Below are 25475 nucleotides of genomic sequence, written 5' to 3' on the forward strand. Positions count from 1 at the left end.
GATGGCACGGTTCGTGGCCGGCCCCCGGTTCGGTCGTCTGCTGGCCATCGGTGGTCTCGTGGCCGTCGGCTGGCTCCTGGGCATCGTCTCGGCTCTCTTCGGCGCCGCCCCCGCGGCCGCCGATGCCCATGTCCGCACGGACCATGTGGCCACCGCCGAGACCGTTGCGGGAGCCGAAGCCGTCGGTCATACCAGTCAGATCCATCGAGCCAGTCCGGTCGGTCAGATTGACCGGATCGGCCGGGTCGGCCGGGTCGCGGATGTGGTCGATACCGAGGCCGCCCGGACAGGGGCGGGCCGGCATGCCACCTCCACGGCTCCTCACGTCGCTGCCGGGTCGGCCTTGGCCGGCGGTTTCCCCACGGTGAGCGACAGTGCCCTGGCGGATGCCGGGGCGATGGCGGGGCGGACGGTCGACGGGCTCACCAGCCAGTCGAAGCCCGCCCTTCCTGAACCATCCACAGCCGACCACTCGGCCGGGGCCAATGGCTTCGTGCCCCGAGGTGGCGGCTCCGGCCCGTCCGGGCCGGGTCTCGGGGATGTCGCGAGGTCCGTTCCCGACCCGCGGCTCATGGTCGCGCCCGCTCTCCTGGCGCGCGTGCCTGCCCCCGTCGTCCGCACAGCCGCGGACGACCCCTCTTTCTCTCCCGACTGATCCCGCTCCCGTCCGGCCCTGACCTGTTCGAGCTGTCACGGCCGGTGCGGAGCGTGCCGTCGATCTCCTCGTCCCCGGAGTGACCGGTACGTACCCGCGGGTGACACGTCATTTCCTAGTCCCGCGATGACCTCGGGCTTTCCACTGTGCGGCTGTGCGGCCTCTCACGTGGCATCGCCCTGCGCTTTTCGCGGTCTGTCAGGAACTCCCCCCAAAGAACCAAGGAGCGATCTGTTATGCGAACGTGGGCGAAGGGCTCCGCTCCCGCAGCTCTGCTTGCGGTGGCCGTCATGACTCTCGGTAGTGGTACGGCGGTCGCCGACACCTCCGGCACCGGCTCGGTCGGTGGCGGAAACCAGGTCAACCTGCCCATCACCATCCCCGTCGACATCAGCGGCAACGCCGTCGGCGTGCTCGGCGGCTCGTCGGCCTCGTCCCAGGGCGGTTCCTCCGTCCAGGGCGGTCCGGGCGGCAACGGCATCCAGGGCAGCACCTCCGGACGTGGCAGCGTGCTGGGCGGCAACCAGGTGAACGCGCCGATCACCGCTCCTATCAACGCGTGCGGCAACGCCGTCTCCCTGGTCGGGCGGTCCGACGCGGGCTGCCAGGGCGGGGCGACGGTCAGAGGCGGCGGCGGAGGTGGCGCGGGCGGCAACCGGACCGACGGGCGGCACAGCGTCCTCGGCGGCAACCAGGTGGTCGCGCCGATCACCGCCCCGGTCAACCTCTGTGGCAACGCCATCGCGGTCTTCGGCGAGTCGACCGCGGGGTGCAGGGGCGGCGCGTCCGTGCAGGGCGGCGGCGGGCGCGGCGCGGGCGGCAACCGTACGTCGGGGAACTCCTCCGTGCTGGGCGGCAACCAGGTGGTCGCGCCGATCACCGCGCCGATCAACATCTGCGGTAACTCCGTCGCGCTCATCGGCGGGGCGTTCTCCGGGTGCCGTGGCGGAGCCAGCGTCAGCGGTGGCGGTGGCAACGGTGGCGGTGGCGGGAACGGCGGTCCCGGTGGCGGCGGGGGCAACGGTGGCCCTGGCGGCAACGGTGGTCCTGGCGGGAATGGCGGTCCCGGCGGGAACGGTGGTCCCGGGGGCGGCGGGAACGGTCACCAGGGAGGTCATGGGGGTCAGGGCGGCCACGGCCACGGAGGCGACGGTGGCTATCGCGGCGACCGCGATCACGGTGGGCCTGGCGGCAGCCGTGACCATGGCGGCGACGGGGATCACGGCCGACCGGGCGCTCCCGGTGGACCGGGTACTCCGGGTGGACCGGGTACCCCTGGTGGCCCTGGTGGCCCCGGTGGGCCTGGTGGGCCTGGGGGTAACGGTGGGCCTGGGGGTAACGGCGATCACTCGTTCGGGGCGGGTGGGAACGACACCGACGGGCGGTTCAGCGTCCTCGGTGGCAACCAGATCGTGGCGCCGATCACGGCGCCGATCAACGTCTGCGGTAACTCCGTGGGCAACGGCGCGGCGGGCTGCGAGGGCGGCATCATCGCCCCGCCGGCCGGTCACGGCAGTGGCGCGGGTGGCAACCAGACGTCCGGGCGGTACAGCGTCCTGGGTGGTAACCAGATCGTGGCGCCGATCACGGCGCCGATCAACGTCTGCGGCAACGCCGTCGCCGTGATCGGCCAGGCCTTCGCGGGCTGCCGCGGCGGGGCCTCGGTCAAGGGCGGCGGAGCGGGTCGTGGCGCCGGGGGCAACCAGACCGACGGGCGGTACAGCGTCCTGGGTGGTAACCAGATCGTGGCGCCGATCACGGCGCCGATCAACGTCTGCGGCAACGCCGTCGCCGTGCTGGGTGACGCCGCCGCGGGCTGCCTGGGCGGAGCGAGCGTGGGCGGCCCGGCCTGGCCCGGCGGCCAGGGCGGTCCGGGTGGCCAGGGTGGTCCCGGCGGCCCGGGTGGCCCTGGTGCTCCGGGTGCTCCGGGCGGGCCTGGTGGACCGGCTGGACCGGGTGGGCCTGGTGGACCGGCCGGCCCCGGTGGGGGGCAGTCCGGGTACGGGCACCCGGAGCGCCGGGTCGCGGGCGGCAATATGGCGGCTCCCGGTCTGCTGGCGGACATGCCGCTCACTCCCGTGGGCCCGGCTCGGAAGGCGGGGGAAGTGACCCACCAGTCGGGTCAGGCGCCGTCGGTCAGTGGCGTCCAGAAGCCGGCCGGCCTTCCTGACCTGCCCGCCGCGCCCAGCACCGCCGGGGGCGCGCAGCAGCCGGCTGCGGTCGGCAGCCCGCTCGGGCAGGTCGGGAAGATCGTCGCGGGCACCCCGGCCGGGGCGCTCGTGGGCGGTTCGGCGGGCGAACTGCCGGTCAGCCCGATGGGTCTGATGAGCGCCGAGCAGCCGCTGGGCGTCACGGGCATGAACTCCGGCTCGCTGGTGGCCCTGTTCCTCGGCGCCCTGTTCACCGCCTCGGCGACCGTGTTCGCCGGCACCCGCCGCCTCCGTCTCCGGCGGAGGTGAGCCGATCAGAGAGCGGCCACCCGCCGACCGGCCCGCCGTAGGGCGACCGGGTTCGCCGCCGCCTTCGTCTTCGGCGGAGGTGAGGCGACCAGAGAGCGGCCACCTGCGGACCGGCCCGCCGTAAGGCGAACCGTGTTCGCAGGCGCCCGCCGTCTCTGGCGGAGGTGAGGCGACCAGAGACCGGCCACCTGCGGACCGGCCCGCTGTAAGTGGCGGGAGGGTCATGGGGGTGGGTGGTGAGGGGTTTCTGGGGGTGAAGGGGTTCTCCGTCTGTTGGGGGGCGGAGTCATAGACGCTTTGCCGTAGTGGGCACGGTGGCGGGGATGGCCCGCTGAGCTGGGCTCGTGCGGTGGAGCACAGATGCTTTGCCCGTTCCGGGGGCGCGGCCCGGAGCGGGCAAAGCCATGTCCGGGGCGTTACAGTGGGGCCGACGGAGATTACAGTGTGCTGGCCACTCGTAGGATCTTGCGGCGCAGCCGTACGTACCGACGGCCATCGGGATACAGCCGCAGGAGGTCAAGTTCCCAATGCCCGTATTCGGCATGTTCGGTAAGAACCCTGCGGGCGGTCTCCCGTGAGGTCCCCCGCGGGAGGTAGAGGTCTAAATAGGAGTACTCGAGCACAGCGGTTAGTCTCCGAAGGGTGTGCAAGGGGACGCTGGCACTCTCTGGGCTCTATTCTGCGTCCTCGTGGGTATCGGGTCCAGGTAGGTGGAACACCGGTAAGTGACCGGGTAGTCCGACGGGGAGAAGATCCCGGCGACGGGTTACCTTCATGCCTGTGACGGGGTCACTCGGAGCGCCGCCCACGGCGTTCCGTGACTGACCGGCAGGGGAACGACAGCGAACAGCGAGGTAGGAAGCAGCGTGCCAGCCAACAACGGCAACGCCGGCGGAACCCGCCTGGTGATCGTCGAGTCGCCTGCGAAGGCGAAGACGATCGCTGGGTACCTCGGGCGCGGCTACATCGTGGAGTCCAGCATCGGCCATATTCGGGATTTGCCCGAAAAGGCGGACGACATCCCCGAGAAGTACAAAGGTGAGGCATGGGCCCGCCTTGGGGTCAACGTGGACCACGAGTTCGAACCCCTCTATGTGGTCAACCCCGACAAACGATCACAGGTTTCCAAGCTCAAGCAACTGCTCAAGGACGCCGACGAGCTTTATCTCGCCACTGACGAGGACCGCGAGGGCGAGGCCATCGCGTGGCACCTCCAGGAGGTGCTGAAGCCCAAGGTCCCCGTGCACCGCATGGTCTTCCACGAGATCACCCCGCAGGCCATCCGCGACGCGGTCTCCAACCCCCGCGCGCTCAACCTCCGCCTGGTCGACGCCCAGGAGACCCGGCGCATCCTGGACCGGCTCTACGGCTACGAGGTCAGCCCGGTCCTGTGGAAGAAGGTCAAGCCCCGGCTGTCGGCCGGCCGCGTGCAGTCGGTCGCGACCCGGCTGGTCGTGGAGCGCGAGCGCGAGCGCATCGCGTTCACCTCCGCCGCCTACTGGGACCTGCGCGCGCTGTTCGACGTCGGCCGCGACGAGGACCCGCGCAGCTTCGGCGCGACGCTGACCGGTGTGGACGGCAAGAGGGTGGCCCAGGGCCGCGACTTCGCCAGCACCGGCACGCTCAAGACCAAGGACGTCCTCCACCTGGACGAGCAGGCCGCGCGGGCGCTGTCCCAGCGGCTCGAAGGCTCGTCGTACGCGGTGACGTCGGTCGAGAGCAAGCCGTACACGCGCAAGCCGTACGCGCCGTTCCGTACGACCACGTTGCAGCAGGAGGCCAGCCGCAAGCTCGGCTTCTCCGCGAAGTTCACGATGCAGGTCGCGCAGAAGCTCTACGAGAACGGGTTCATCACCTATATGCGTACCGACAGCACCACGCTGTCGGACACCGCGCTGACCGCCGCCAGGAGCCAGGCGGTGCGGCTGTACGGCGCCGAGTACGTGCCGGACAAGCCGCGCGTCTACGCGAGCAAGGTCAAGAACGCGCAGGAGGCCCACGAGGCCATCAGGCCCTCTGGGGACGAGTTCCGCACGCCCGGTGAGACGGGCCTCAGCGGCGACCTGTTCCGCCTTTACGAGCTGATCTGGCAGCGTACGGTGGCATCCCAGATGAAGGACGCCGTCGGCGAGGCGGTCAGCGTGCGCATCGGCGGCGCGTCCAGCTCCGGTGAGCGCGTCGAGTTCAGCGCCTCGGGCCGCACGATCACGTTCTACGGGTTCCTCAAGGCGTATGTGGAGGGGGCGGACGACCCTTCGACCGCCCGCGACGACTCGGTGAGCCGGCTCCCCAACCTGCGGCAGGGCGACCCGCTGACGGCCCTGGAGCTGGAGGCCGAGGGCCACTCCACCCGGCCGCCGGCCCGCTTCACGGAGGCGTCGCTGGTCAAGGAGCTGGAGGACCGCGAGATCGGCCGCCCGTCGACGTACGCGTCGATCATCGGCACGATCCTCGACCGGGGGTACGTGTTCAAGAAGGGCACGGCGCTGGTGCCGTCCTTCCTGGCGTTCGCCGTGGTCAACCTGCTCGAACAGCATTTCGGCAACCTCGTCGACTACGACTTCACCGCCGAGATGGAGAAGGTCCTCGACGACATCGCCAACGCCCGCGCCGAGCGCGTGCCCGAGCTGCGCAGGTTCTACTACGGCGAGCAGGGGGACGACGGGCTGAAGGAGCTGGTCAGCGACCTCGGGGAGATCGACGCCCGCGAGATCAGCTCGTTCTCGATCGCCGGCACCGACATCATGATCCGCGTCGGCCGGTACGGTCCGTACCTCGACCGGGACGGCACGCGCGTCAACGTCCCCGAGGACCTGGTACCCGACGAGCTCACGGCGGAGAAGGCCGAGGAGCTGTTCGCCCAGCCGAGCGGCGAGCGCGAGCTGGGGGTCGACCCCGGCAGCGGCCACATGATCATCGCGAAGGTGGGGCCTTTCGGGCCGTACGTGACCGAAATCCTCCCGGACGACGAACCACCCGCCGACGGGAAGAAGCGCGCCAAGAAGGACGTCGTGAAGGCGCGTTCGAGCTCGTTGCTCAAGTCGATGGCGCTCGACACCGTCATGCTGGAGGACGCGCTCAAGCTGCTGGGCCTGCCCCGCGCCCTGGGGGCGATCGACGGCGAGGAGGTCACCGCCCAGAACGGGAGGTTCGGCCCCTACATCAAGAAGGGGACGGACTCGCGGTCGCTGGCCGCGGAGGAGGACCTGTTCACCGTCACGATCGAGCAGGCCAAGGAGCTGTTCGCGCAGCCCAAGCAGCGCGGCAGGGGCCGCGCGGCCGCCGCGCCGCCGCTGCGTGAGCTGGGCGACGACCCGGTCTCCAAGAAGCCGGTCGTGGTCAAGGAGGGCCGTTTCGGGCCGTACGTGACCGACGGCGAGACCAACGCGTCGCTCCGCAAGGACGACTCGGTGGAGCAGATCACGATCGAGCGGGCCGCCGAGCTTCTCGCGGAGCGCCGTTCGCGCGGTCCGGCCCCGAAGCGCCCGCGCGCCAAGGCCGGCGCCAAGTCCTGAGCCTCCCGCCGTACCCGGAGCGATGCCACCGGGTACGGCGCGGAGCCGTCCGTCCGCCCGCATGACGGTCCGCCGTACCGCGGAGCCGTCCGTCTGCCCGCATGACAATCCGCGCCCTGCCGCGGAGCCGTCGGTCTGCCCGTATGACGGTCCGCCGTACCCGGAGTCGTGACATCGGGTACGGGGTGCCCCCGTCGGGTCAGGCGAAGAGGGTGCGGCCCCAGTAGTCGCCGGCGTCGCGGAGCCCCGGCGGGCAGGCGAACAGGCCGCTGGAGACGTGCTTGATGTACTCGTTCAGCGAGTCCGTGCGCCCCAGTTCCATCTGGATGGGGACGAACTGCTTGCGCGGGTCCCGCTGGTAGGCGATGAAGAACAGCCCGGCGTCGAGCCGCCCGAGCCCGTCGGAGCCGTCCACGTAGTTGTAGCCGCGCCGCAGCAGGCGGGCCCCGCCGTGGCTGGACGGGTGCGCGAGCCGTACGTGGGCGTCGACCGCGATGGTCGGGGTGCCGTCGGCGCCCTTGGCGGCGAAGTCGGGCTCGTCGAACTCGTGCTTACCGCCGAGCGGCGCCCCCTCGCCCTTGTCGCGGCCGAAGATCTGCTGCTGCTCCGACAGCGAGGTCCTGTCCCAGGTCTCGATGTTCATCCGGATCTTGCGGGTGACCATGTAGCTGCCGCCGTCCATCCAGGCGGGCCCGTCCCCGGGTGCGGCCCAGAGCTGCTGCCTGAGCAGGGCGGCGTCTTCGAGCTTGAGGTTGTTGGTGCCGTCCTTGAAGCCCATCAGGTTGCGCGCGGTGGACTGGGCGCGCGAGGTGGACGAGGTGCGGCCGAAGCCGAGCTGGGACCAGCGGACCGACACCTTGCCGAACCCGATCCTCGCCAGGTTGCGGATCGCGTGCACGGCGATCTGCGGGTCGTGGGCGCAGGCCTGGACGCAGATGTCGCCGCCCGAGATGTCGGCCAGCAGGTCCTCGGCGGGGAACTTCGGCAGGTCGGCGAGGGCGGCGGGCCTCTTGGCGCCGAGCCCGAACCGGCCGTCGAACAGGGAGGGGCCGAACCCGATGGTGATGGTCAGCCCGGACGGGGGCAGGCCGAGCGCCTCGCCGGTGTCGTCGGGCGGCGCCTCGATCGCGCCGCCGACCGCGCCGAACGTCCCGGCGTCCTTGCCCTGGGTCATCCGCGCGGCGGCGACCGTCCACTCCTGGAGCATGTCGACCAGTTCGGCGCGCTTTTTGGTGGTGACGTCGAAGCTGACGAAGTGCAGGCGGTCCTGGGCCGGGGTGACGATCCCGGCCTGGTGCTCGCCGTAGAACGGCACCGGGTCGGAGGTGGAGGCCGCCGCGGCGGGCGGCGGCCCTTCGAGCAGGGCGTGCGTGGCGTAGGCGCCCGTCCCGACGGCGGCCACGCCGGCCGCGCCGAGCCCGAACAGCCTGCGGCGGTTGATCTTCGTCACTTCGTCTCCTCGCCCGCGGGCGGGCCCACGAGGTGGGCCCGGATCACTGGGCCACCACGGCCGCGACCTTGCTGATGGGCTCGGCCAGGGCGTTGATGGCGTCGGACAGCTCCTTCAGGTCGGCCTTGGAGAGCTCGTTGTGCAGCTTCCAGCCGTCGCCCGCGCGGTGCTTGCCCAGGGTCTCCGAGGCGGCGGCGAACTTCTCGTCGAGCGTCTTGGCCAGGTCGGGGGCGCGCTCGTCCAGGACGGGGCGCAGCGCGGAGACCGCGGCCTGCGAGCCTTCGAGGTTGGCGGCGAAGTCCCACAGGTCGGTGTGCGAGTAGCGGTCCTCCTCGCCGGTGATCTTGCCGGTGGCGACCTCGTCGAGGAGCTCCTTGGCGCCGTTGGCCAGCTTGAGGGGGGCGAGCTTCTCGGTGGTGGACTTGGCGACGATCTCCTTCACGTCGACCATCAGCTTGTCGGCGGTGGGGCCGTCCTTGCTGATGTCCTTGGTGACCCACAGGTGCTTCTCGATCTTGTGGAAGCCGGTCCACTTCTCGCCCTTGGCCAGGTCGCCCTCGCGGGCGTCGATGGCGGGGTCGAGGTCGCCGAAGCTCTCCGCGACGGGCTCGATGCGCTCCCAGTAGGTGCGGGCGATCGGGAACAGCGCCTTGGCCTTATCAGCGTCACCGGCCTTCACGGCGTCGACGAACTCCTGCGTCTTGACGAGCAGCGCGTCGCTCTGGCTCTTCACGTACCGCTGGTAGTCGGCGGTCGCCTTGGCGAGCTTGACGTCGTCGGTGAGGGGGACGGCCGCGCCGCTCACCTTCAGCGGGTTGCGGATGCCCTTGCCGATCATGCCCGGCTTGCAGGCCGTCTGGTACGCCCCGGCGGGCAGCTCGATGATGACCTGGCGGGTGAGCCCCGGGACGATGTTCTCCACCTCGCCCATCACGCGGTCGCCGTCGGCGTAGACGTAGAACTCGGTGACCTTGCTGCCGCTGTTGGTGACCTCGAACGTGGAGGTGCCGGCGGGCAGGTCGGCCGCGGAGACCTGGCAGTCGGTGTCGTTCGCGGCGACGGTGATCTTCCCGGGCTTGGCCGCGTCGGTGGCGGCCGGTCCGGCCGTGGCGCCTCCGCCGGTCGTCGACGAGCATGCGGTGAGGCCGGCCAGGGCCAGCGCGCCGGCGGTGAGGGCAAGAGGGGTACGCATGGTTCTCCAGTTCGGGACGATCACGGTGTGAGAGAGGTGCCGGGGGTTCATGGGGAGGTCGCCGCCGTGGCCGAGGTCGACGCGGGGGCGGCGCCGGGGCCCTTGGAGGACGGCAGGAGGAACAGCGTCAGCACCGGGACCAGGTAGGCCACCCAGGCGATGGTCTCCAGGATGCTGGGCTGCGGGGTGAAGTTGAGGATGCCGCTCAGCAGGGTGGTGTACCAGGCGTCCGGCGGCAGGACGCCGGTCAGGTCGAAGGCGGGGGCGGTCAGCACGTCGACGACGCCGGCCTCGATCAGGTCGTGCACCCCGTACTTGAAGATGCCCGCGGCGACCAGGATGAGCAGCAGGCCGGTCCAGGTGAAGAACTTGCCGAGGTTGATGCGCAGCGCGCTCGCGTACAGCGCCCAGCCGAGCGCGACCGCCGTGACCAGGCCGAGGCTGATGCCGATCAGCGGGGTGGCGCTGGTGGTGGCGCCCTGGGCGGCGGCGAAGAACAGCAGCGCGGTCTCCAGGCCCTCGCGCGCGACCGCGAGGAAGGCCATGACCACCACGGCCGTCGCGCCGAGGTTCAGCGCCTCGCTGAGCTTGGCCCGCAGGTCGCCGGACATCCGCCGGGCCGCCGTCCGCATCCAGAAGATCATGAAGGTGACGAAGACGGTGGCCGCGATGGACGCGATCGCGTCGAAGAACTCGTGCTGGCGCGAGTCGAGGTGGGCGGCGGTGAAGGTCAGCAGCGCCCCGAACCCGACGGACAGGGCCACGGCCGCCACGACCCCGGCCCAGACGAGGGGCAAACGCTCGCGCCGATCACTCTTGACGAGGAACGCGACGAGGATGGACACGACAAGGGTCGCCTCGAGCCCTTCGCGCAGGCCGATGAGATAGCTGGCGAACACTGTGGTCTCCCTGCCGCTTGCGTTAGCCTTGCCTAAATTAGGACAGGATTACCTTAGCGTTGGCAAGAGGGCGGCGTCCGACCGGGCGACCAGGTAGCATTTCGACCTTTCCCCGGATGTGGCCTGCCTGGGACGCCGACGACGTAATACGCTCGGCACAGGAGCAGGCGGGCATATCCATCCTGTTCTCGATCGATCCCAGCCCAGCGAGCACCTGGATACGCTGACACCATGACCACCTCCGGCCGGTCCTCCGCGCGTCGTAAACCCCCGCACGTGCTGGCGAACGCCCCCTTCCGCCGGCTCTGGACGGCGATGGCGGTCTGCAGCCTGGGCGACTGGCTGAACATCATCGCGATCACGGCCTTCGCGGCCCTGCTCACGCAGGACTCGGGCTACAAGGCGCAGAGCCTCGCCATCGGCGGCGTCTTCGTCGTGAAGATGCTGCCCGCGATCCTGCTCGGGCCGCTCGCCGGCGCGTTCGCCGACCGGTTCGACCGGCGGCTCACGATGTTCTTCTCCGACCTGCTGCGCTTCGCGTTCGTGCTGTCCATCCCGCTGGTCGGCAGCTACCAGTGGATCATCATCGCGACGTTCCTCGTGGAGTGCGTCAACCTCTTCTGGGTGCCGGCCAAGGACGCGACCGTCCCGAACCTGGTCCCCAAGGAGCGGCTGGAGGAGGCCAACCAGCTCAACCTGCTGGTGACCTACGGCACGGCGCCGGTCGCCGCCGCGCTGTTCGCCGTGCTGTCGGTGATCATCGAGGTGCTGGACAGGGCGGTGCCCACCCTCGGGTGGGAGCCCGCGCACCTCGCCCTGATCATCAACGCCGCCGCCTACCTCGTCTCCGCGGCCCTGATCTTCACGCTCACCAGCATCCCCAAGGGCAACGCGGCGGCCGTGTCCACGCCGTCGATGCTCCGGCAGATCGTGGACGGCTGGCGCTTCGTCGGCGCCCACCGCATGGTCCGCGGCCTGGTCATCGGCATGCTCGGCGCGTTCGCGGCGGGCGGCGCGGTCATCGGCGTCGCCAAGGTGTACGTGGTGGCCCTCGGCGGCGGGGACGCCGCGTACGGCATGGTGTTCGCCGCGGTCTTCGCCGGCATGGCCCTCGGCATCTTCTTCGGCCCGAGGCTGCTGAGCGAGCTGTCGCGGCGCCGCCTCTTCGGGCTGGCGATCATCACGGCGGGCGTCGTGCTCGCCGCCACCGCGCTGATCCACAACCTGGTGATCGTGGTCATGCTGGTCGTCGTGCTCGGGGCCTGCGCGGGCATCGCGTGGATCATCGGGTACACACTCATCGGCCTGGAGGTCGAGGACGGGATGCGGGGGCGCACCTTCTCCTTCCTGCAGTCCCTCGCCCGCGTCACCCTCCTTCTGGTGGTCGCGCTCGCGCCCGCCCTGGCCGGCCTGTTCGGCGAGCACCGCTTCGAGTTCGGGGCCGGGCTGGCGTACCGGTTCGACGGGCCCAACCTGGTCATGCTGATCGGCGCGCTGGTGGCGGTCGTGGTCGGCATGCTCGCGCTGCGGCAGATGGACGACCGGCGCGAGGTCCCCATCGGGGCCGACCTGGTCGCCGCCCTGCGCGGCGAGCGGTTCGTCGCCGAGGTCGCCGAGCGCTCACACGGCATGTTCATCGCGTTCGAGGGCGGCGAGGGATCGGGCAAGACCACCCAGTCCCGGCTGGTCGCCATCTGGCTGCGCGACCAGGGCTTCGACGTCGTGCAGACCCGCGAGCCCGGTTCGACCAAGGTCGGCATGCGGCTGCGGGCGATCCTGCTGGACTCCGCCCACCAAGGGCTGTCCTCACGGGCCGAGACGCTGCTGTACGCGGCCGACCGCGCCGAGCACGTGGAGAAGGTCATCCGTCCCGCGCTGGACCGGGGGGCGATGGTGACCTGTGACCGTTATGTCGACTCCTCGCTGGCCTACCAGGGGGCCGGGCGGGAGCTCCTGCCGCAGGACGTCGCCAAGGTGAACTCCTGGGCCACGGGCGGGCTGGTGCCCGACCTCACGGTGCTGATCGACGTGCCGCCGGCGGTGGGGCTGGCCCGGCTGGGCTCGCCGGCCGACCGCATCGAGTCCGAGCCCCTGGAGTTCCACGAGCGGGTCCGCCGGGAGTTCCGGGCGCTGGCCGCCGCCGACCCCGACCGCTACCTAATCGTGGACGGGCTGCTGACGCAGGAGGAGATCTCCGGGCTGATCCAGGACCGGATCCGCGAGATCCTCCCCGACCCCGTCCCGCAGGAGACCGAGGCGATCACCGGCACGATGCCCGCCATCCGCGACTGACCGCCGGCGGGTCCGGCCTGGCACGCCTCACCGGCGGGTCCGGCCTGGCGCGCCTCAGGCCGCCGGGCATGGTCGCGAGGCGGCCTGGGGCGCGGGGTGGTCGGCTAACCTGGCGTGCGTGACAGTCTTCGACGACCTGGTGGGCCAGGAGCAGGCGGCGGCCGTGCTCCAGCGCGCCGCGGCGGCCGGCGCCGAGGCGATCGCCGGCGGGCGCGGCACGGGCATGACCCACGCCTGGCTGTTCACCGGCCCCCCGGGATCGGGGCGAACCGAAGCCGCCCAGGCCTTCGCCGCCGCCCTGCTCTGCCCCGACCAGGGCTGCGGCCACTGCGACATGTGCCATCAGGTGAGCGTCGGCTCCCATCCCGACGTCGAGACGGTACGGCCGCAGGGGTTGTCGTACAGCGTCAAGCAGACCCGCGAGCTCGTGCTCAGGGCCTCGGGCGCCCCCACGCTCGGCCGGTGGCGGGTCATGCTGTTCGAGGACGCCGACCGTGCCACGGAGGCCGCCGCGAACGCCCTGCTCAAGGCCATCGAAGAGCCGCCGCCGCGCACGGTCTGGCTCCTGTGCGCGCCCTCACCGGACGACATGGTGATCACGATCCGGTCGCGGTGCAGGGTCGTCACCCTGCGCACGCCGTCCACCGCCGCCATCGCCCACATGCTGGTCACCCGCGACGACGTGCCGCCCAAGATGGCCGAGTTCGCCGCCCGGGCCACCCAAGGGCACGTCGGCCGGGCACGCCGGCTGGCGCTGGACGGCGAGGTGCGCCACCGCCGCGAGTCGGTCCTTTCGCTGCCGCGCTCGCTGACTGGCGTCGGAGAGTGTGTCGACGCGGCCGAACGCCTGGTCAAGACCTCGTCGGAGGACGCGGACGAGGCGACGACCCACCTCAACGAGGCCGAGACGACCGAGCTGCGCAAGATCTACGGCGAGGGGTCGACGGGCAAAGGACTGAACCGGGGGCTGGTCAGGGGCGGTGCGGGGGCGATGAAGGACCTGGAGGACAAGCAGAAGTCGCGCGCGACCCGCATCAAGCGCGACTCGCTCGACCAGGCGCTGCTCGACCTGGTCGCCTTCTACCGTGACGTGCTCGCGGTGCAGTTCGGGGCCGAGGTCGAGCTGTCCACCGAGGACCGGCGGGCCGACCTCGCGGCGCTGGCCCGGTCGAGCTCCCCGGAGGACACGTTGCGGCGGGTCGACGCGATCATGCTCTGCCGCGAGCGGCTGGCCGCCAATGTGAACCCGCAGATCGCCGTCGAGGCCATGACCGTCTCCCTCTGGCGCCCCCGCCTCTGACCCACCGCTCACCGCGCGTCTTCACCGGAGCCGGAGCCGGAGCCGGAGCCGGAGTCGGAGTCGGAGGTGGTGTCGGAGCCGATAACGGTGCCGGTGTCGGTAACGGTGCCGGTGTCGGCTTCGGCGAGGCGTTCCATGATCTCGCCCGCCATGTGCAGGATCCGCCGCTCCGCCGGTGACAGGTGCCGTTCCATCGCCCGGGCGAGCCACTCGTCGCGGCTCGCCATGTCCTGGACCAGGACGTCCCGTCCCTGCGGCGTGATGGTGATCAGGGACTGGCGGCCGTCGTGCGGGTCGCGGTCGCGGGAGACCATGCCCTCCCGCTGCAGCTCCGCGAGCACGCGGGTCATCGACTGCGCCTGCACGCGCTCCAGCTCGGCGATCGCCTTGGGCGTCATCCCGCCCCGGCGGTAGAGGTGGCCGAGCACGCTGAGCTTCGCGCCGCTCAGGCCGCCTTCCGGGCGCTCGGTGCGCAGGCGCCTCGCCAGCCGCATCGTGCCGCGGCGGACGGCGGACGTCTCCGCCCGCGCGTCCCGCTCTTCCATGTGCATATAGTACGCCTTATCTTACTATCTACTCGTCCGATGCCCATGACTCATACGTAGGTGCTGATGACATCATCGGGATCCCTCCGCCTCCCCCTTCCCGACCGGACCGCCGTACGCGCCGGGCTCCGCTCGTTCGTCGCCGCCCTCGGGACGTTCGTCACGCTCGCGCTCCTCGTCCACCTCGCCCACGGATCGTCCGGCGCCATCGTCGTCGGCGTCATGGTCGCCCTCTCCGTCGACCGGGTGGGCAAGGGGCAGCGGCACCTCGCCCTGCTGGCCCGCCTGCCGGTCGTGACCGCGTGCGTGGCCGGGGTGGGCGCGGTCATGCACTGGCAACCGCTGCTCGGGAGCGCCCTTTTCGTGGCACTGGTCTTCCTCTCGATCCACCTCCGGCGGTACGGCCCGAGAGCGGCGGGGATCGGCCGGTTGATGACGCTGCCCCTGCTCGCGATGTTCATGTCGCCGGTCCCGGTCGGCTCCGGCCCGCTCGGCGCCATCGTCTGGGCGATCGCCGCCGGCGTGGTGGCCGTCCTGTGGAGCCTGGCGGCGTCCTTCATGATCGCGCGGTACGACCCGCCGCCGCCCGTGGCGGAACCCGGGGAATCCGGCACGCGGGGCGAGGTCCACACCCGGCTGGCCGCGCAGGCCGGTCTGGCGCTGGCCCTCGCCTTCGTCGCCGGCCGCCTGCTCTTCCCCGACCACTGGACCTGGACGGTGATCACCACGCTGGTGCTCACCGTCGGCGCCCGCTCGCGGGGGCACGTGCTGCACAAGGGCGTCCAGCGGTTCGCGGGCGCTCTGGCTGGCGCCCTCACGGCCACGCTGATCGCGGGCCCGATCGACGGCCACCCCGTGGTCTCGGTGATCGTGATCTTCGCCTATCTGCTGGTGGGGCTGATCCTCCGCCAGGTCGACTACGCGTACTGGTCCTTCTGCATGACCAGCGTGCTGGCCGTACTGTACGGCCTCTCCGGCCAGGCCGGCCCCGGGTTCCTCGGCGAGCGGATCGTGGAGATCGTGCTCGGCACGGTGTGCGCCATCCTGCCGGCCTTCGTGCTCCTGCCGATCCGCACCGAGGCCGTCGTACGCAAGAACCTCTCCCGCACCCTGGAGGCCCTCGGGGACCTGCTGAAGGGACCGGACGAGGACCGGCGGCGCGAGTTCGACCGTCGCGCCGAGGCGCTCCACGTCGCCGCCGAACCCCTGCTGGCACTCCGGCGGATCACCGGCATGGCCGACACCGTCCTGCGCCGCCCCCCGCGCGTCCCTGGCCTGGCGGAATGCGCGCGGAGCCTGATGTCGTGCGCGGAACCGCTCGCGGCGCTGACCGTCCCCGCCGACGACCCCGCCTCCGAGGACCACGGGCGCGCCCGCCAGACCGCCTCCGTGCACGGAGCCCTTCGCCGGAACATCGGGACGATCCGCCTGACCCTGGGCCGCCGTCCCGCGCCCGAATGGGTGCCCGTCGAGATCCCGCCGCTTTCCGACCCGCGCACACGCGCGCTGGCGGACATCGACGCGGCCCTGCGTTCCGTCCACGCGGGCGTCGCGAGCCACGCCGGGTAGGTGTTGCGCCCGCGAACCCGCGTGCGCGTAATGTGGGCCCGAAGCGCGTGCCCGCGGAGCGTAAAGAACCGAGGGCGGGCGCGAGCCGTACCGGTGAGAAAGCGGAGGCCTTCCATGGGAATGATCATGGCCGTGAGCTTTGCTCGCTACGGGAGGCTCTATTATCTCGACCCCGGCGGCCACACCCCCAAGGTCGGTGACAAGGTCCTGGTGCCGACCGACGCCGGGCCCGAGGTGGCCGAATGCGTGTGGGCGCCGCAGTGGGTCAGCGAGGACATCGACGGCCTGCCCGTCTGCGAGGGCGTCGCGGACGAGGAGCAACTGGGACGTGACGAGGGCAACCGCCGCCGCCGCGCCGAGGCCCGCAGCGTGTCCAAGCGCCTGATCAAGCGGCACGAGCTGCCCATGAAGATCGTCGGCATCGACTACCTCGACGCCGACAACGTCTACACCGTCTACTTCTCCGCCCCCCACCGCGTCGACTTCCGCGCGCTGGTCCGTGACCTCGCGCGCAACCTGCGGGCCCGGGTGGAGCTGCGGCAGATCGGGCCGCGTGACGAGGCGCGGCTGCAGGGCGGCATCGGCCCCTGCGGGCGCGACCTGTGCTGCGCGACGTTTCTCAAGGACTTCGAACCGGTGTCGGTCCGCATGGCCAAGGACCAGGACCTGCCGGTCAACCCGCTGCGCATCGCCGGCGCCTGCGGGCGGCTGATGTGCTGCCTGAAGTACGAGCACCCGCTCTACCAGGAGTTCCGCGCGACGGCGCCGCGCGTCGGGCTCGCGGTGGACACGCCCGAGGGGCCGGGCACCGTCGTCGGGCACAACGTGCCGTCCGATTCGGTCGTCGTGCGGCTGAACGACGGAGGACGCAGGTGCGCGTGCTCGAAGGCGAGCGTGTGCGCGCCGCGCAAGCAGCACGACGCGCACTACGGTGAGCAGGAGCCGTCCGAGGAGTGAGACACCAGATGGGCGGGGTACAACCTAAGCGCCGCCTGGTTGATCAACCGGCCGGTGGTCTACACGGGGGACAGGTGGTCGGCGCATGATGCGCTCCCAAGGCGCCGGCCGCACGGCTGCCGCTCTCATCGCGGTGATGCTGGCCGCCTCGGCGTGCTCGGCGAAGGGGGACGCGGACCCGGCGGACGGGGCGCCGCCCGCGACGCCCGCCGCCACCGGGTCCGGCGGCGCGGCCACCCAGGCGCCCTCCGCCGCGCTGGCGCCCTTCTACACGCAGAAGATCTCCTGGTCGCCCTGCAAGGACGGCTTCGAGTGCGGCCAGCTGAACGTCCCCCTCGACTACGCCGATCCCGGCGGCGACCGGATCCAGATCAGCGTGATCAGGCTCCCGGCCACGGGCGGCAAGCGCGTGGGATCGGTGCTGCTCAACCCCGGCGGACCCGGCGGCTCCGGCATCGAGTACGCGCGGGCCGCCAAGACGGTGCTGAGCCCCGCCGTCCTGTCCCGGTTCGACACCGTGGGCTTCGACCCGCGCGGCGTCGGCGAGTCGGCGCCCGTGCGGTGCCTCACCGGTCCAGAACTGGACACCTTCATCGGCCTGGACGGAACGCCTGACGACTCCTCGGAGGTCGCCGCGCTGGCCAAGGGCGCCAAGGAGTTCGCGGAGGGGTGCGAGGCCAAGTCCGCCAAGCTCCTCCCGCACGTCGGCACGGCCGACGCCGCGCGCGACATGGACGTGCTGCGCGCGGCGCTCGGCGACCAGGGGCTGACCTACCTCGGCAAGTCCTACGGCACCTACCTGGGCGCCGTGTACGCGGAGCTGTTCCCGAGGAAGATCCGTGCCCTGGTGCTGGACGGCGCCATCGACCCCGCCCTGTCGCCGGTGCCCGACATCAACGCCGCCCAGGGGCGCGGCTTCGAGGTGGCGTTCCGCTCCTTCCTGGCCGACTGCTTCAAGGAGGCCTCGTGCCCGTTCCCGGTCAGGAACACCGACATGGCGCTGTCGCAGCTCGCCAACCTGCTGAAGGCCACCGACCAGCACCCGCTGCGCAACGCCACCGGTGACGGCCGGAAGATCGACGAGTCGTGGACGACGCTCGGCGTCGTCACGGCGCTGTACGACAAGCGTTCATGGCCCGTGCTGCGCGCCGCGCTCGGCCAGGCGTTCCGGGGCGACGGCACCACGCTGCTGAAGCTCGCCGACATCCTCGTCGACCGCCACCAGGACGGCTCGTACTCCAACCAGACCGAGGCCAACATGGCCGTCAACTGCCTCGACCACCCCTACCCCCACAAGATCGCCGCGTACGAGCAGGCGGCGAAGGCGGCGCAGAAGGAGTCCCCGCACTTCGGGGCGTACGTGATGTGGGGGTCGCTGCCCTGCGACTACTGGCCGGTCAAGCCGACGGGCGGCGACAAGCCCCTGAAGGCCGCCGGCTCCCCGCCGATCCTGGTCGTCGGCACCCAGCGCGACCCCGCCACCCCGTACGAGTGGGCCAAGGCCCTGGCCTCGCAACTGTCCGCCGGAGTACTGCTCAGCTACGACGGCGACGGCCACACCGCCTACCGCACCGGTTCCACCTGCGTGGACGAGGCCGTCGACCGCTATCTGATCTCTCTGAGACCCCCCGCGAACGACACCCTCTGCCCGAAGGTCACCTGACCCCCCTGGTGACCTTTGTCGTCCGATGGGAACGGGTCAGGGGGTGTAGATCTCCCGGATTTTGATGATCTTGCCCTTGACGATGGTGATGAGGGCGGGGTTGTGCTTCGCCTTGACGAAGCGGATGAGCGCCTTGTGCGAGCAGCGCTTGGTGCCGACGCCCTTGCGGTTCGCGGTCACATCGTCACCATTACAGTTGAGCGCGCTGTAGAAGGTGGCCTTCGAGGAGAGCCGGGAGCGGTACGCCGTGGAGTCGCCCTCCGGCGGGCCGACGAACCATCCTTCGGTGTTGCCGCTCTTGTCCTTCTTCCACCTGATCGGCTCGTACTCCGCCTCGCCTGCCCGGTAGTAGGTGACCCAGCCGCGCAGGATGCCGTCGTGCCGTGGGCTGATCCTCTTGGTGAAGTCGTGGTGCGGGTCGGACTGGAAGGACGTCCCGTACGTCGTGGGCGGCTTGAACTTCGGGGTGGTGGTGGCCGCGTCGGCGGCGGCGGTTCCCGCGAGGATCGTCGCGGCGAGGGTGGCGGTGACCGCCGTGGCGCGGAGGAAGGCCGCCGTGGGCTTCGTGAACGTTTTCATGACAGATGAGAGTGCGCCGCCGGGCATTTGGTTGGGGCTTCCGACGCGATTGTTTCGCGGACCGCCTACGCACCGCTCGCGCACCGCTTCACGCACCATCCCGCGCGCGGCCCCAAGGACAGGCGGCCCGCCCCAGCGGACCCGGGGTGTGCGGGGAATGTTTCCGACAGTTCATCTTGACGATTTGACGAACGTGGGCAAGGCTTCAGTCGAGAGAGCGCTCTCTTGCGTGTTGCCGAACCACGCCGTACCGGGCACGGCCCTGCCTCAGGGGTCGGCGCGTCCGGTCGCGGCCGTGGCCTACCGCCACGTCAGGAGCTGTCATGCCACTGATGTCCCCCCCATCCCGTGTCACGATCCGCCACACCCGACCGGCCTTCCTCGCGACGGCGCTGGCCGTCTTCGTGGTCGTCATGCTGGCCGTGTACTCCGCCGCCGTCACCCCCGCGTACGCGGCCACCCTGCTGTCACAGGGCAAGCCGGCCACCGCCTCCTCGACCGAGAACGCGGGCACCCCCGCCTCCGCCGCCGTCGACGGCAACGCCGGCACCCGCTGGTCCAGCCAGTTCAGCGACCCGCAGTGGATCCAGGTCGACCTCGGCGCGAGCGCCTCCATCAGCCAGGTGGTGCTCACCTGGGAGGCGGCGTACGCCAGGTCCTTCCAGGTCCAGGTCTCCGCCAACGCGACGAGCTGGACCAGCGTCTACTCCACCACCACCGGCACGGGCGGGACGCAGACCCTCAACGTCACCGGCACCGGCCGCTACGTGCGCGTGTACGGCACCGTACGGGCCACCCCGTACGGTTACTCCCTGTGGGAGTTCGCCGTCTACGGCACCAGCACGGGTACGCCACCGACCGACCCGCCGGGGTCGTTCTGGGGTGACACCGCCAGCATCCCCGCCGCCCAGAACGTCGTCATGGTCAAGATGCTCAACCGGACCAACGGCAAGTACCCCGACAGCCAGGTCTACTGGAGCTACAACGGGCAGGTCCACTCGATCGCCGAGCAGCCGTACTTCGACATGCCGGTGAACTCGGCCGGGCGGATGTACTTCTACCTCGGCTCGCCGAACAGCCAGTACTACGACTTCATCGAGTTCACGGTCGGCGCGTCGGTGTTCAACGGGAACACCACACGGGTCGACGCGTTCGGCATCAAGCTGGCCATGCGGCTGCACGCCCACGACGGGTACGACGTGTCGGTGGGCGAGGACCAGACCACCTTCGCGGAGGACCGCGCGGTGACGTTCCAGAAGTTCGTCAACGAGGTCCCGGCCGAGTTCAAGCCGCTCGCGCAGGTGCAGGCCCCGTACCGGATCATCGCACCGGGCAGCCACGCCGGGTTCCGCGCGGGCGGCGCGAACGCGAACTACTTCTCCGCCTACGCCTCGTCGGTCGGCGTCTCCGCGGCGACCTCCGACATCTTCGGCTGCGCCGCCTCGCTGGCCAACAACCCGGGCATGTGCTCGGCCCTGAACCGGCATGTGGCGCACCTGCCGCAGTCGCAGTGGTCGACGCCCAGCCTGTACTACCAGGCCGCTCCGGCGAACTACTACTCCAAGTTCTGGCACGACCACGCGATCAACCGCCTGTCGTACGGCTTCCCGTACGACGACTACGCGAGCCAGTCCTCCTTCATCTCCCACGGCAACCCGCAGTGGCTCCTGGTCGCCGTCGGCTGGTGACCACGCGGCCCCTCGCATGAACCGAGGCCCTCCCGGAACGAACCGGGAGGGCCTCAGAACGTCGGCGGGTGGCGCGGGGTCAGACGCCGGAGACGGCGGCCGTGACCACGGTGGCGAAGTTGCGCATGCCGCGGGCGTTCGGGTGGAAGGGGGCGGCGGGGGAGGCCGGGATGTAGGGCTCGATCCAGCGGGTGCCCGAGCCGGTGCACGGGTCGTGGCCGGTGCTCGGGGTCTGCAGGTCGATGAACCCGACCCCGGCGGACGCGGCCTGCTCGGCGAGCATGCGGTTGAAGTACTGCAGTGTCGCGCGGATGTAGTTGGCGTCGGACCTGATGATCGGGACGCGCGGCCAGCAGCCGTTCGGCGGCGCGTAGGTGGCGTAGCCGACCACGAAGATCCTGGCCTGCGGGGCGCGGGCGTGGATGTCGCCGGCCAGCGCGGTCAGCCGGGGACGCAGCGCGTCGGTGGCCACCCGCCAGCTGTCCTGGCCGTTGACGACGTAGTCGTCGTTGCACGCGTCGCCGACCGGCGGCGGCAGCAGGTTCAGGCAGTCCTCGATGAAGCCGGTGAGCCCGACATCGTTGGCGCCGATCTGCACGGTGACCAGGGTGGTGTCCTGGCTGAGCGCGTCGAGCTGCGGCGGCAGCGTGCCGAGGTCGGTGCGCTGCGGCTGGTACATGTCGGTGGTGTCGGCGCCTGAGCAGGTGACGTCGCGGAAGGTGGCGGCGCCGATGGCCTGGGCGGTCAGGTGGGCGTAGTTGTGGTCGGAGCGCCAGCAGCCGAGGTCGGGGAGCACCTGGTCGGGAACGAGCGGTCCCGAGGCGGCCGAGTCGCCGAGCGCCACGTACACCTCGCCCTGCGCGGCCTCGGCGCGGGGGACGATCGCGAACGCCAGGGCGGCCGCGGCGAGCACGGCGAACATCCGTCGGACCATGGGGGACTCCTTCGGCGAGGGGAGAGGGAGGCGGGAATCCACCGGGGCACGGGTCACCGGCCCGGACATGGGGCAGCGGGGGCATGGGTCCGGGTCAGGGGGCCAGGGTCACCGGTCGTTGGCCGAAACGGGTGCGTCGGCAGACACACGATGTGCCACGACGGGCGTTCTGGGAACTGGACAGGAGGGTGAATCCTCACTGTCAAAGACGCGACGTCTCACAAACCCCACGAAGGCTTGTGAGACTCGCGACGCTCCGAAACACCTGACCGGCCGCCCACACCCTCGGCGGGCGTGGGCGGTCCGGGTTACCTGGTGAAGCCGGCGGTGTTACTTGGTGAAGCCGGCGGTCAGGCCGCTGAGCAACTGGCGGCGGCCGATCACGTACAGGAACAGGATGGGGAGCGTGGTCAGCACGACGGAGGCGAGCACGGCGGGCACGTTCACGCTGTACTGCCCCTGGAAGGTCCACAGCGCGAGCGGCAGCGTCCGCTTGTCGGCGCTCTGGGTGAGGATCAGCGGCAGCAGGAACCCGTTCCAGATCGTCAGCGCGTTGTAGATCGTCACCGTCACCACGGCCGGCCGGGTGAGCGGGTAGGCCAGGCGCCAGAGCGTCATCCACTCGCTCGCGCCGTCCATCCGCATCGACTCGAACAGCTCCTTGGGCACGTCACGGATGAAGTTGCTGAGGATCAGCACCGACAGCGGGACGGCGAAGGCGATCGACGGGAGGATCAGCCCCGTCAGCGAGTCGTAGAGGCGCAGCCTGATGATGATCAGGTAGACGGGGATGATGGTCGCCTGTAGCGGGATGGCCAGCCCCATGAGGAACAGCGCGTTCACCCCGCGCAGGAAGCGGAAGGAGCCGCCCCGGACGATCGCGTACGCGGCCATGAACGAGACCGCGACCGCGGGGACGACCGCGCCGACGGTCACGATGAGGCTGTTGAGGAAGTACAGCGGGAAGTCGGACTCGATGACCATCTTGTAGTTGGCCAGGGTCGGCTCGGGGGGCGGCGCGAGCGGGTTGGTGGCGTAGTAGCTGCTCTGCGCCTTGAAGCTGGTGATGACGATCCAGTAGATCGGCACGATCACGATCGCCAGCCACAGCCAGCTCGTGATGCCGCCCAGCCAGTTGGGCCGCTCGGCGCCCGGGCGCGACCGGCGCCGGTCACCCGGACGCGACCGGCGCCGGCCCGGCTCCTGCTCGGCCGCCACGGTACGGCCGGGCCCCGTCGTGTGGGTCAAGCCCATGGTCAGGCCCCTTCCATCTGGCTCGCGTTGGCGTCACGGCCGCCGAGCCGGCGCAGGAGCAACGCCAGGACGAGGCCCACGAGGACCAGGATGACCGCGATGACACTGGCCGGCCCCATGAGGCCGGCCTGGAACCCGCGCTTCCACATGTCCAGGGCGAGCACCCGGGTGGCGTCGCCGGGACCGCCCACGGTCAGTACGAAGATCAGGTCGAAGAAGGTCAGGGAGCCGACGACCATGAGGGTGGAGGACGTGATGATCGTGTACTTGAGCTGCGGCAGCGTGATGCTGAAGAACTTGCGCACGCGGCCCGCGCCGTCCATCTCGGCGGCCTCGTACAGGGAGCGCGGGATCTGCCGTACGCCGCCCTGGTAGATCAGCGAATGGAACGGGATGAACTGCCACGAGACCACGAAGATCACGACGCTGAAGGCGAGGACGGGTTCGCCGAGCCAGTCCTGCGTGAGCAGATCGATGCCCAGCCCCGCGCCGAGCCCGAAGTTCGGGTCGAGCAGCGCCTTGTAGGCGATGGCGATGGCCGCCGAGCTGAGCAGCAGCGGGACGAAGTACAGCACCGCCAGCAGCGTGCGGTAACGCTGGTGCCCGGCCAGGAACACCCCGATCAGGATGCTGGCCGGGGTCTGCACCGCCCAGGAGACGGCCATCACCAGGAACGTCACCAGCACCGCGTGCACGAGGCCGGGGTCGGCGAGCACGGCCCGCCAGCTCGTGAGCCCGGACATGTGGATCTCGCCGAGCCCGTCCCAGGACGTGAAGCTGAGGAACAGGACCCCGACCAGCGGGATCACCCCGAAGGCGACGAAGATCGCCAAGGCCGGCACGGCCAGCCACGGGAGGACGCCGCTTCGGGCCCCTCCCGTGGCGGCCGGCGGCGTCCCTCTCCGAGCAGGGGTGGTGAACACGCTCAACTGCCGATGACCGCGTTCATGTTGGACACGAACTGCTGCGGCGTGATCGACAGCTGGAACAGCTTGGCGATGTTGTCCAGCAGGACCTCGGCCGCGGTGGGGCTGAGCGCCTGGTCCCAGGACTGGGCGAACGACTTGGCGTTGCTGGCGATGCCGTACACGAACTTCAGGAAGTCCGCGTCCTTGGAGGTGGCGAACCCGGCGTCGGCGCCCTTGACGATCGGCACCGCGCCCGTGCCGGCCCACTCCTTGGCGTCCTCGGCGTTGAGCACGGCGGTCGCGAAGAACTTCTTGGCGATCTCCTTCTGCTCGGGGGTCGCCTTGGAGGAGATCGACAGGTACTGGCCGGGGTTGCCGACGGTGTTGCTGGGGTCGCCCTTGCCGCCCTCGACCGGCGGGAAGTTCATGTACCCGAGGTGGCCGCCGGAGACGAAGTCGCCGCCGTCGGTCGACATGCTGCCGTACGTCCAGCCGCCGTGCAGCATCATCGCGGCCTTGCCCGTGTACAGCAGGGCCTGGTCGGCGTTGGAGTCGGCGGTGATCGAGGAGAAGCCCTTGATGAAGCCCTTCGCCTTGACGAGGTCCTGCAGCTTGGTCAGCGCGTCCAGGGCGGCCGGGTTGGACCAGGCGTCCTTCTTGCCGTCGAACACGGCCTGGAACACCTCGGGGCCGCCGATGCGGTCGAAGAGGAACTCCAGCCACATCATGTTCGTCCAGCGGGACTGGCCGCCGAGGGAGAACGGGGCGATGCCGGCGGCGTTGAACTTGGGGACCAGGGCCATGATGTCGCCCCACGACTGCGGCGGCTGCACCCCGACCTTCTCGAAGACCGTCTTGTTGTAGTACAGGACGATCGGCTGCACGGTCTCGCACGGCATCGCGTAGATCTTGCCGTCGATCGTGGCCGCTCCGAAGGAGGAGGGGAACAGCCGGTCCTTCACGGCCGCGTTCTGCTCGAACCACGAGGTGAGGTCGTCGACCTGGCCGGCCTGCACGTACGTGCGCAGAGTGCCGCCGCCCCAGCCCCAGATGATGGTGGGCGCCTGGCCCGCGCCGATCGCCGTCTTGATCTTCGTCTTGTAGGCGTCGTTCTGTACGGTCGTGCCGGTGATCTGACCGTTGGGGTTGGCCTTGTTGAAACGCTCCACGGCCCGGGTGCGCACGCCCTCCTGCGGCTGGACCGACAGGTACCAGTAGGTGGCCTTGGCCCCGCTGCCTCCGCCGCCGGTCGTGGCCGCCGCGCTGCTCGCGGCTCCGCCTACCGGGGCGGGTCCGGAGGTGCCGCATGCCGCGAGCGCGGCACCCAGGGGGATGCCCATGGAGAGGGTGAGGAAGGTGCGGCGAGATGGTGTCGTTGACTCCACGCTGATCTCCGTATGTCGAATGCCGGGGCTGGGCGCGGCTCCATGTGAAACATCAGTGGCGGTGGCCGCCGGTCGGGTCGGCACCTCCGCTGCCAGGCATCCGCTCCCTTTGAGCCCAGCATGTCGAAACATTTCCGAAACAGGCCGCGTGGCACGTCAATTTAGATTTCCAGTACTTGCCTGTCAAGGGGTGCCCTCTTGGTGACGCCAAGTTGGCATGCAAGCGATTTG

General features: G+C 70.6%; 19 protein-coding genes. 9 read left to right on the forward strand and 10 right to left on the reverse strand.

What is annotated here, in order from left to right; genetic code table 11:
* The first annotated feature begins 1 nt into the window (after window position 1).
* Window positions 2-655 (forward strand): hypothetical protein, encoded by a 654-nt coding sequence (locus NYZ98_RS31250; protein WP_262847180.1) that lies wholly within the window; start codon window positions 2-4, stop codon window positions 653-655.
* A 290-nt stretch (window positions 656-945) separates the two neighbouring features.
* Window positions 946-3114: a chaplin gene (locus tag NYZ98_RS31255; RefSeq protein WP_262847181.1), complete on the forward strand. Its 2169-nt coding sequence runs from the start codon at window positions 946-948 to the stop codon at window positions 3112-3114.
* A gap of 437 nt (window positions 3115-3551) precedes the next feature.
* On the opposite strand, the gene NYZ98_RS31260 is transcribed toward NYZ98_RS31255, so the two are convergent.
* Entirely contained in the window at window positions 3552-3737 is a 186-nt protein-coding gene (locus NYZ98_RS31260; RefSeq protein ID WP_262847182.1) for a DUF5703 family protein, read from the reverse strand.
* A gap of 243 nt (window positions 3738-3980) precedes the next feature.
* Here NYZ98_RS31260 and topA point away from each other — a divergent pair, with 243 nt between their 5' ends.
* Window positions 3981-6629 carry a type I DNA topoisomerase gene (topA, locus tag NYZ98_RS31265; protein ID WP_262847183.1) on the forward strand — a complete coding sequence of 883 codons (2649 nt, stop codon included), beginning with the start codon at window positions 3981-3983 and terminating at the stop codon, window positions 6627-6629.
* Between the two features lie 199 nt (window positions 6630-6828).
* Here topA and efeB read toward each other — a convergent pair whose 3' ends face one another.
* From efeB to efeU, 3 genes are read right to left on the reverse strand one after another with little or no spacing between them, the layout of a single operon-like run.
* On the reverse strand, window positions 6829-8079 hold the full coding sequence (efeB, locus tag NYZ98_RS31270; RefSeq protein ID WP_262847184.1) for an iron uptake transporter deferrochelatase/peroxidase subunit: 1251 nt from the start codon (window positions 8077-8079) through the stop codon (window positions 6829-6831).
* Between the two features lie 43 nt (window positions 8080-8122).
* Window positions 8123-9271, reverse strand: a complete 1149-nt coding sequence (gene efeO / locus NYZ98_RS31275; RefSeq protein ID WP_262847185.1) for an iron uptake system protein EfeO — start codon at window positions 9269-9271, stop codon at window positions 8123-8125.
* 47 nt (window positions 9272-9318) lie between these two features.
* Window positions 9319-10170 carry an iron uptake transporter permease EfeU gene (gene efeU, locus NYZ98_RS31280; protein WP_262847186.1) on the reverse strand — a complete coding sequence of 284 codons (852 nt, stop codon included), beginning with the start codon at window positions 10168-10170 and terminating at the stop codon, window positions 9319-9321.
* A 231-nt stretch (window positions 10171-10401) separates the two neighbouring features.
* On the opposite strand from efeU, the gene tmk reads away from it, so the two are divergent.
* On the forward strand, window positions 10402-12462 hold the full coding sequence (tmk, locus tag NYZ98_RS31285; protein WP_262847187.1) for a dTMP kinase: 2061 nt from the start codon (window positions 10402-10404) through the stop codon (window positions 12460-12462).
* A gap of 118 nt (window positions 12463-12580) precedes the next feature.
* A complete protein-coding gene (locus tag NYZ98_RS31290; RefSeq protein WP_262847188.1) occupies window positions 12581-13762 on the forward strand; it encodes a DNA polymerase III subunit delta' in 1182 nt (393 codons plus the stop codon).
* Between the two features lie 8 nt (window positions 13763-13770).
* On the opposite strand, the gene NYZ98_RS31295 is transcribed toward NYZ98_RS31290, so the two are convergent.
* On the reverse strand, window positions 13771-14307 hold the full coding sequence (locus NYZ98_RS31295; protein ID WP_262847189.1) for a MarR family winged helix-turn-helix transcriptional regulator: 537 nt from the start codon (window positions 14305-14307) through the stop codon (window positions 13771-13773).
* Window positions 14308-14373: 66 nt separating this feature from the next.
* On the opposite strand from NYZ98_RS31295, the gene NYZ98_RS31300 reads away from it, so the two are divergent.
* The 3 genes from NYZ98_RS31300 to NYZ98_RS31310 all read left to right on the forward strand — a co-directional run bounded on the left by NYZ98_RS31300 (window position 14374) and on the right by NYZ98_RS31310 (window position 18496).
* Window positions 14374-15876: an FUSC family protein gene (locus NYZ98_RS31300; RefSeq protein ID WP_262847190.1), complete on the forward strand. Its 1503-nt coding sequence runs from the start codon at window positions 14374-14376 to the stop codon at window positions 15874-15876.
* Between the two features lie 126 nt (window positions 15877-16002).
* Entirely contained in the window at window positions 16003-16833 is an 831-nt protein-coding gene (locus NYZ98_RS31305) for a PSP1 domain-containing protein (RefSeq protein ID WP_380708452.1), read from the forward strand.
* A gap of 85 nt (window positions 16834-16918) precedes the next feature.
* Window positions 16919-18496: an alpha/beta hydrolase gene (locus tag NYZ98_RS31310; RefSeq protein WP_262847191.1), complete on the forward strand. Its 1578-nt coding sequence runs from the start codon at window positions 16919-16921 to the stop codon at window positions 18494-18496.
* A gap of 36 nt (window positions 18497-18532) precedes the next feature.
* Here NYZ98_RS31310 and NYZ98_RS31315 read toward each other — a convergent pair whose 3' ends face one another.
* Entirely contained in the window at window positions 18533-19075 is a 543-nt protein-coding gene (locus NYZ98_RS31315; RefSeq protein ID WP_262847192.1) for a hypothetical protein, read from the reverse strand.
* Window positions 19076-19398: 323 nt separating this feature from the next.
* On the opposite strand from NYZ98_RS31315, the gene NYZ98_RS31320 reads away from it, so the two are divergent.
* Window positions 19399-20763: a beta-1,3-glucanase family protein gene (locus tag NYZ98_RS31320; protein WP_262847193.1), complete on the forward strand. Its 1365-nt coding sequence runs from the start codon at window positions 19399-19401 to the stop codon at window positions 20761-20763.
* Between the two features lie 79 nt (window positions 20764-20842).
* Here the strand turns inward: NYZ98_RS31320 and NYZ98_RS31325 are convergent, their stop codons facing one another.
* From NYZ98_RS31325 to NYZ98_RS31340, 4 genes are all read right to left on the reverse strand, one after another.
* Window positions 20843-21697, reverse strand: coding sequence for an SGNH/GDSL hydrolase family protein (locus NYZ98_RS31325; protein ID WP_262847194.1), 855 nt, complete (start codon window positions 21695-21697; stop codon window positions 20843-20845).
* Window positions 21698-22027: 330 nt separating this feature from the next.
* Window positions 22028-22951: a carbohydrate ABC transporter permease gene (locus NYZ98_RS31330; RefSeq protein ID WP_262847195.1), complete on the reverse strand. Its 924-nt coding sequence runs from the start codon at window positions 22949-22951 to the stop codon at window positions 22028-22030.
* A 2-nt stretch (window positions 22952-22953) separates the two neighbouring features.
* The gene (locus tag NYZ98_RS31335; protein WP_316249622.1) at window positions 22954-23793 is read right to left on the reverse strand and encodes a carbohydrate ABC transporter permease; all 840 of its coding nucleotides are present in this window, start codon (window positions 23791-23793) and stop codon (window positions 22954-22956) included.
* Between the two features lie 83 nt (window positions 23794-23876).
* The gene (locus NYZ98_RS31340; RefSeq protein ID WP_262847196.1) at window positions 23877-25244 is read right to left on the reverse strand and encodes an extracellular solute-binding protein; all 1368 of its coding nucleotides are present in this window, start codon (window positions 25242-25244) and stop codon (window positions 23877-23879) included.
* Between the last annotated feature and the right edge of the window lie 231 nt (window positions 25245-25475).

Source organism: Sphaerisporangium corydalis (genome assembly GCF_025506355.1).
GTDB lineage: Bacteria > Actinomycetota > Actinomycetes > Streptosporangiales > Streptosporangiaceae > Sphaerisporangium > Sphaerisporangium corydalis.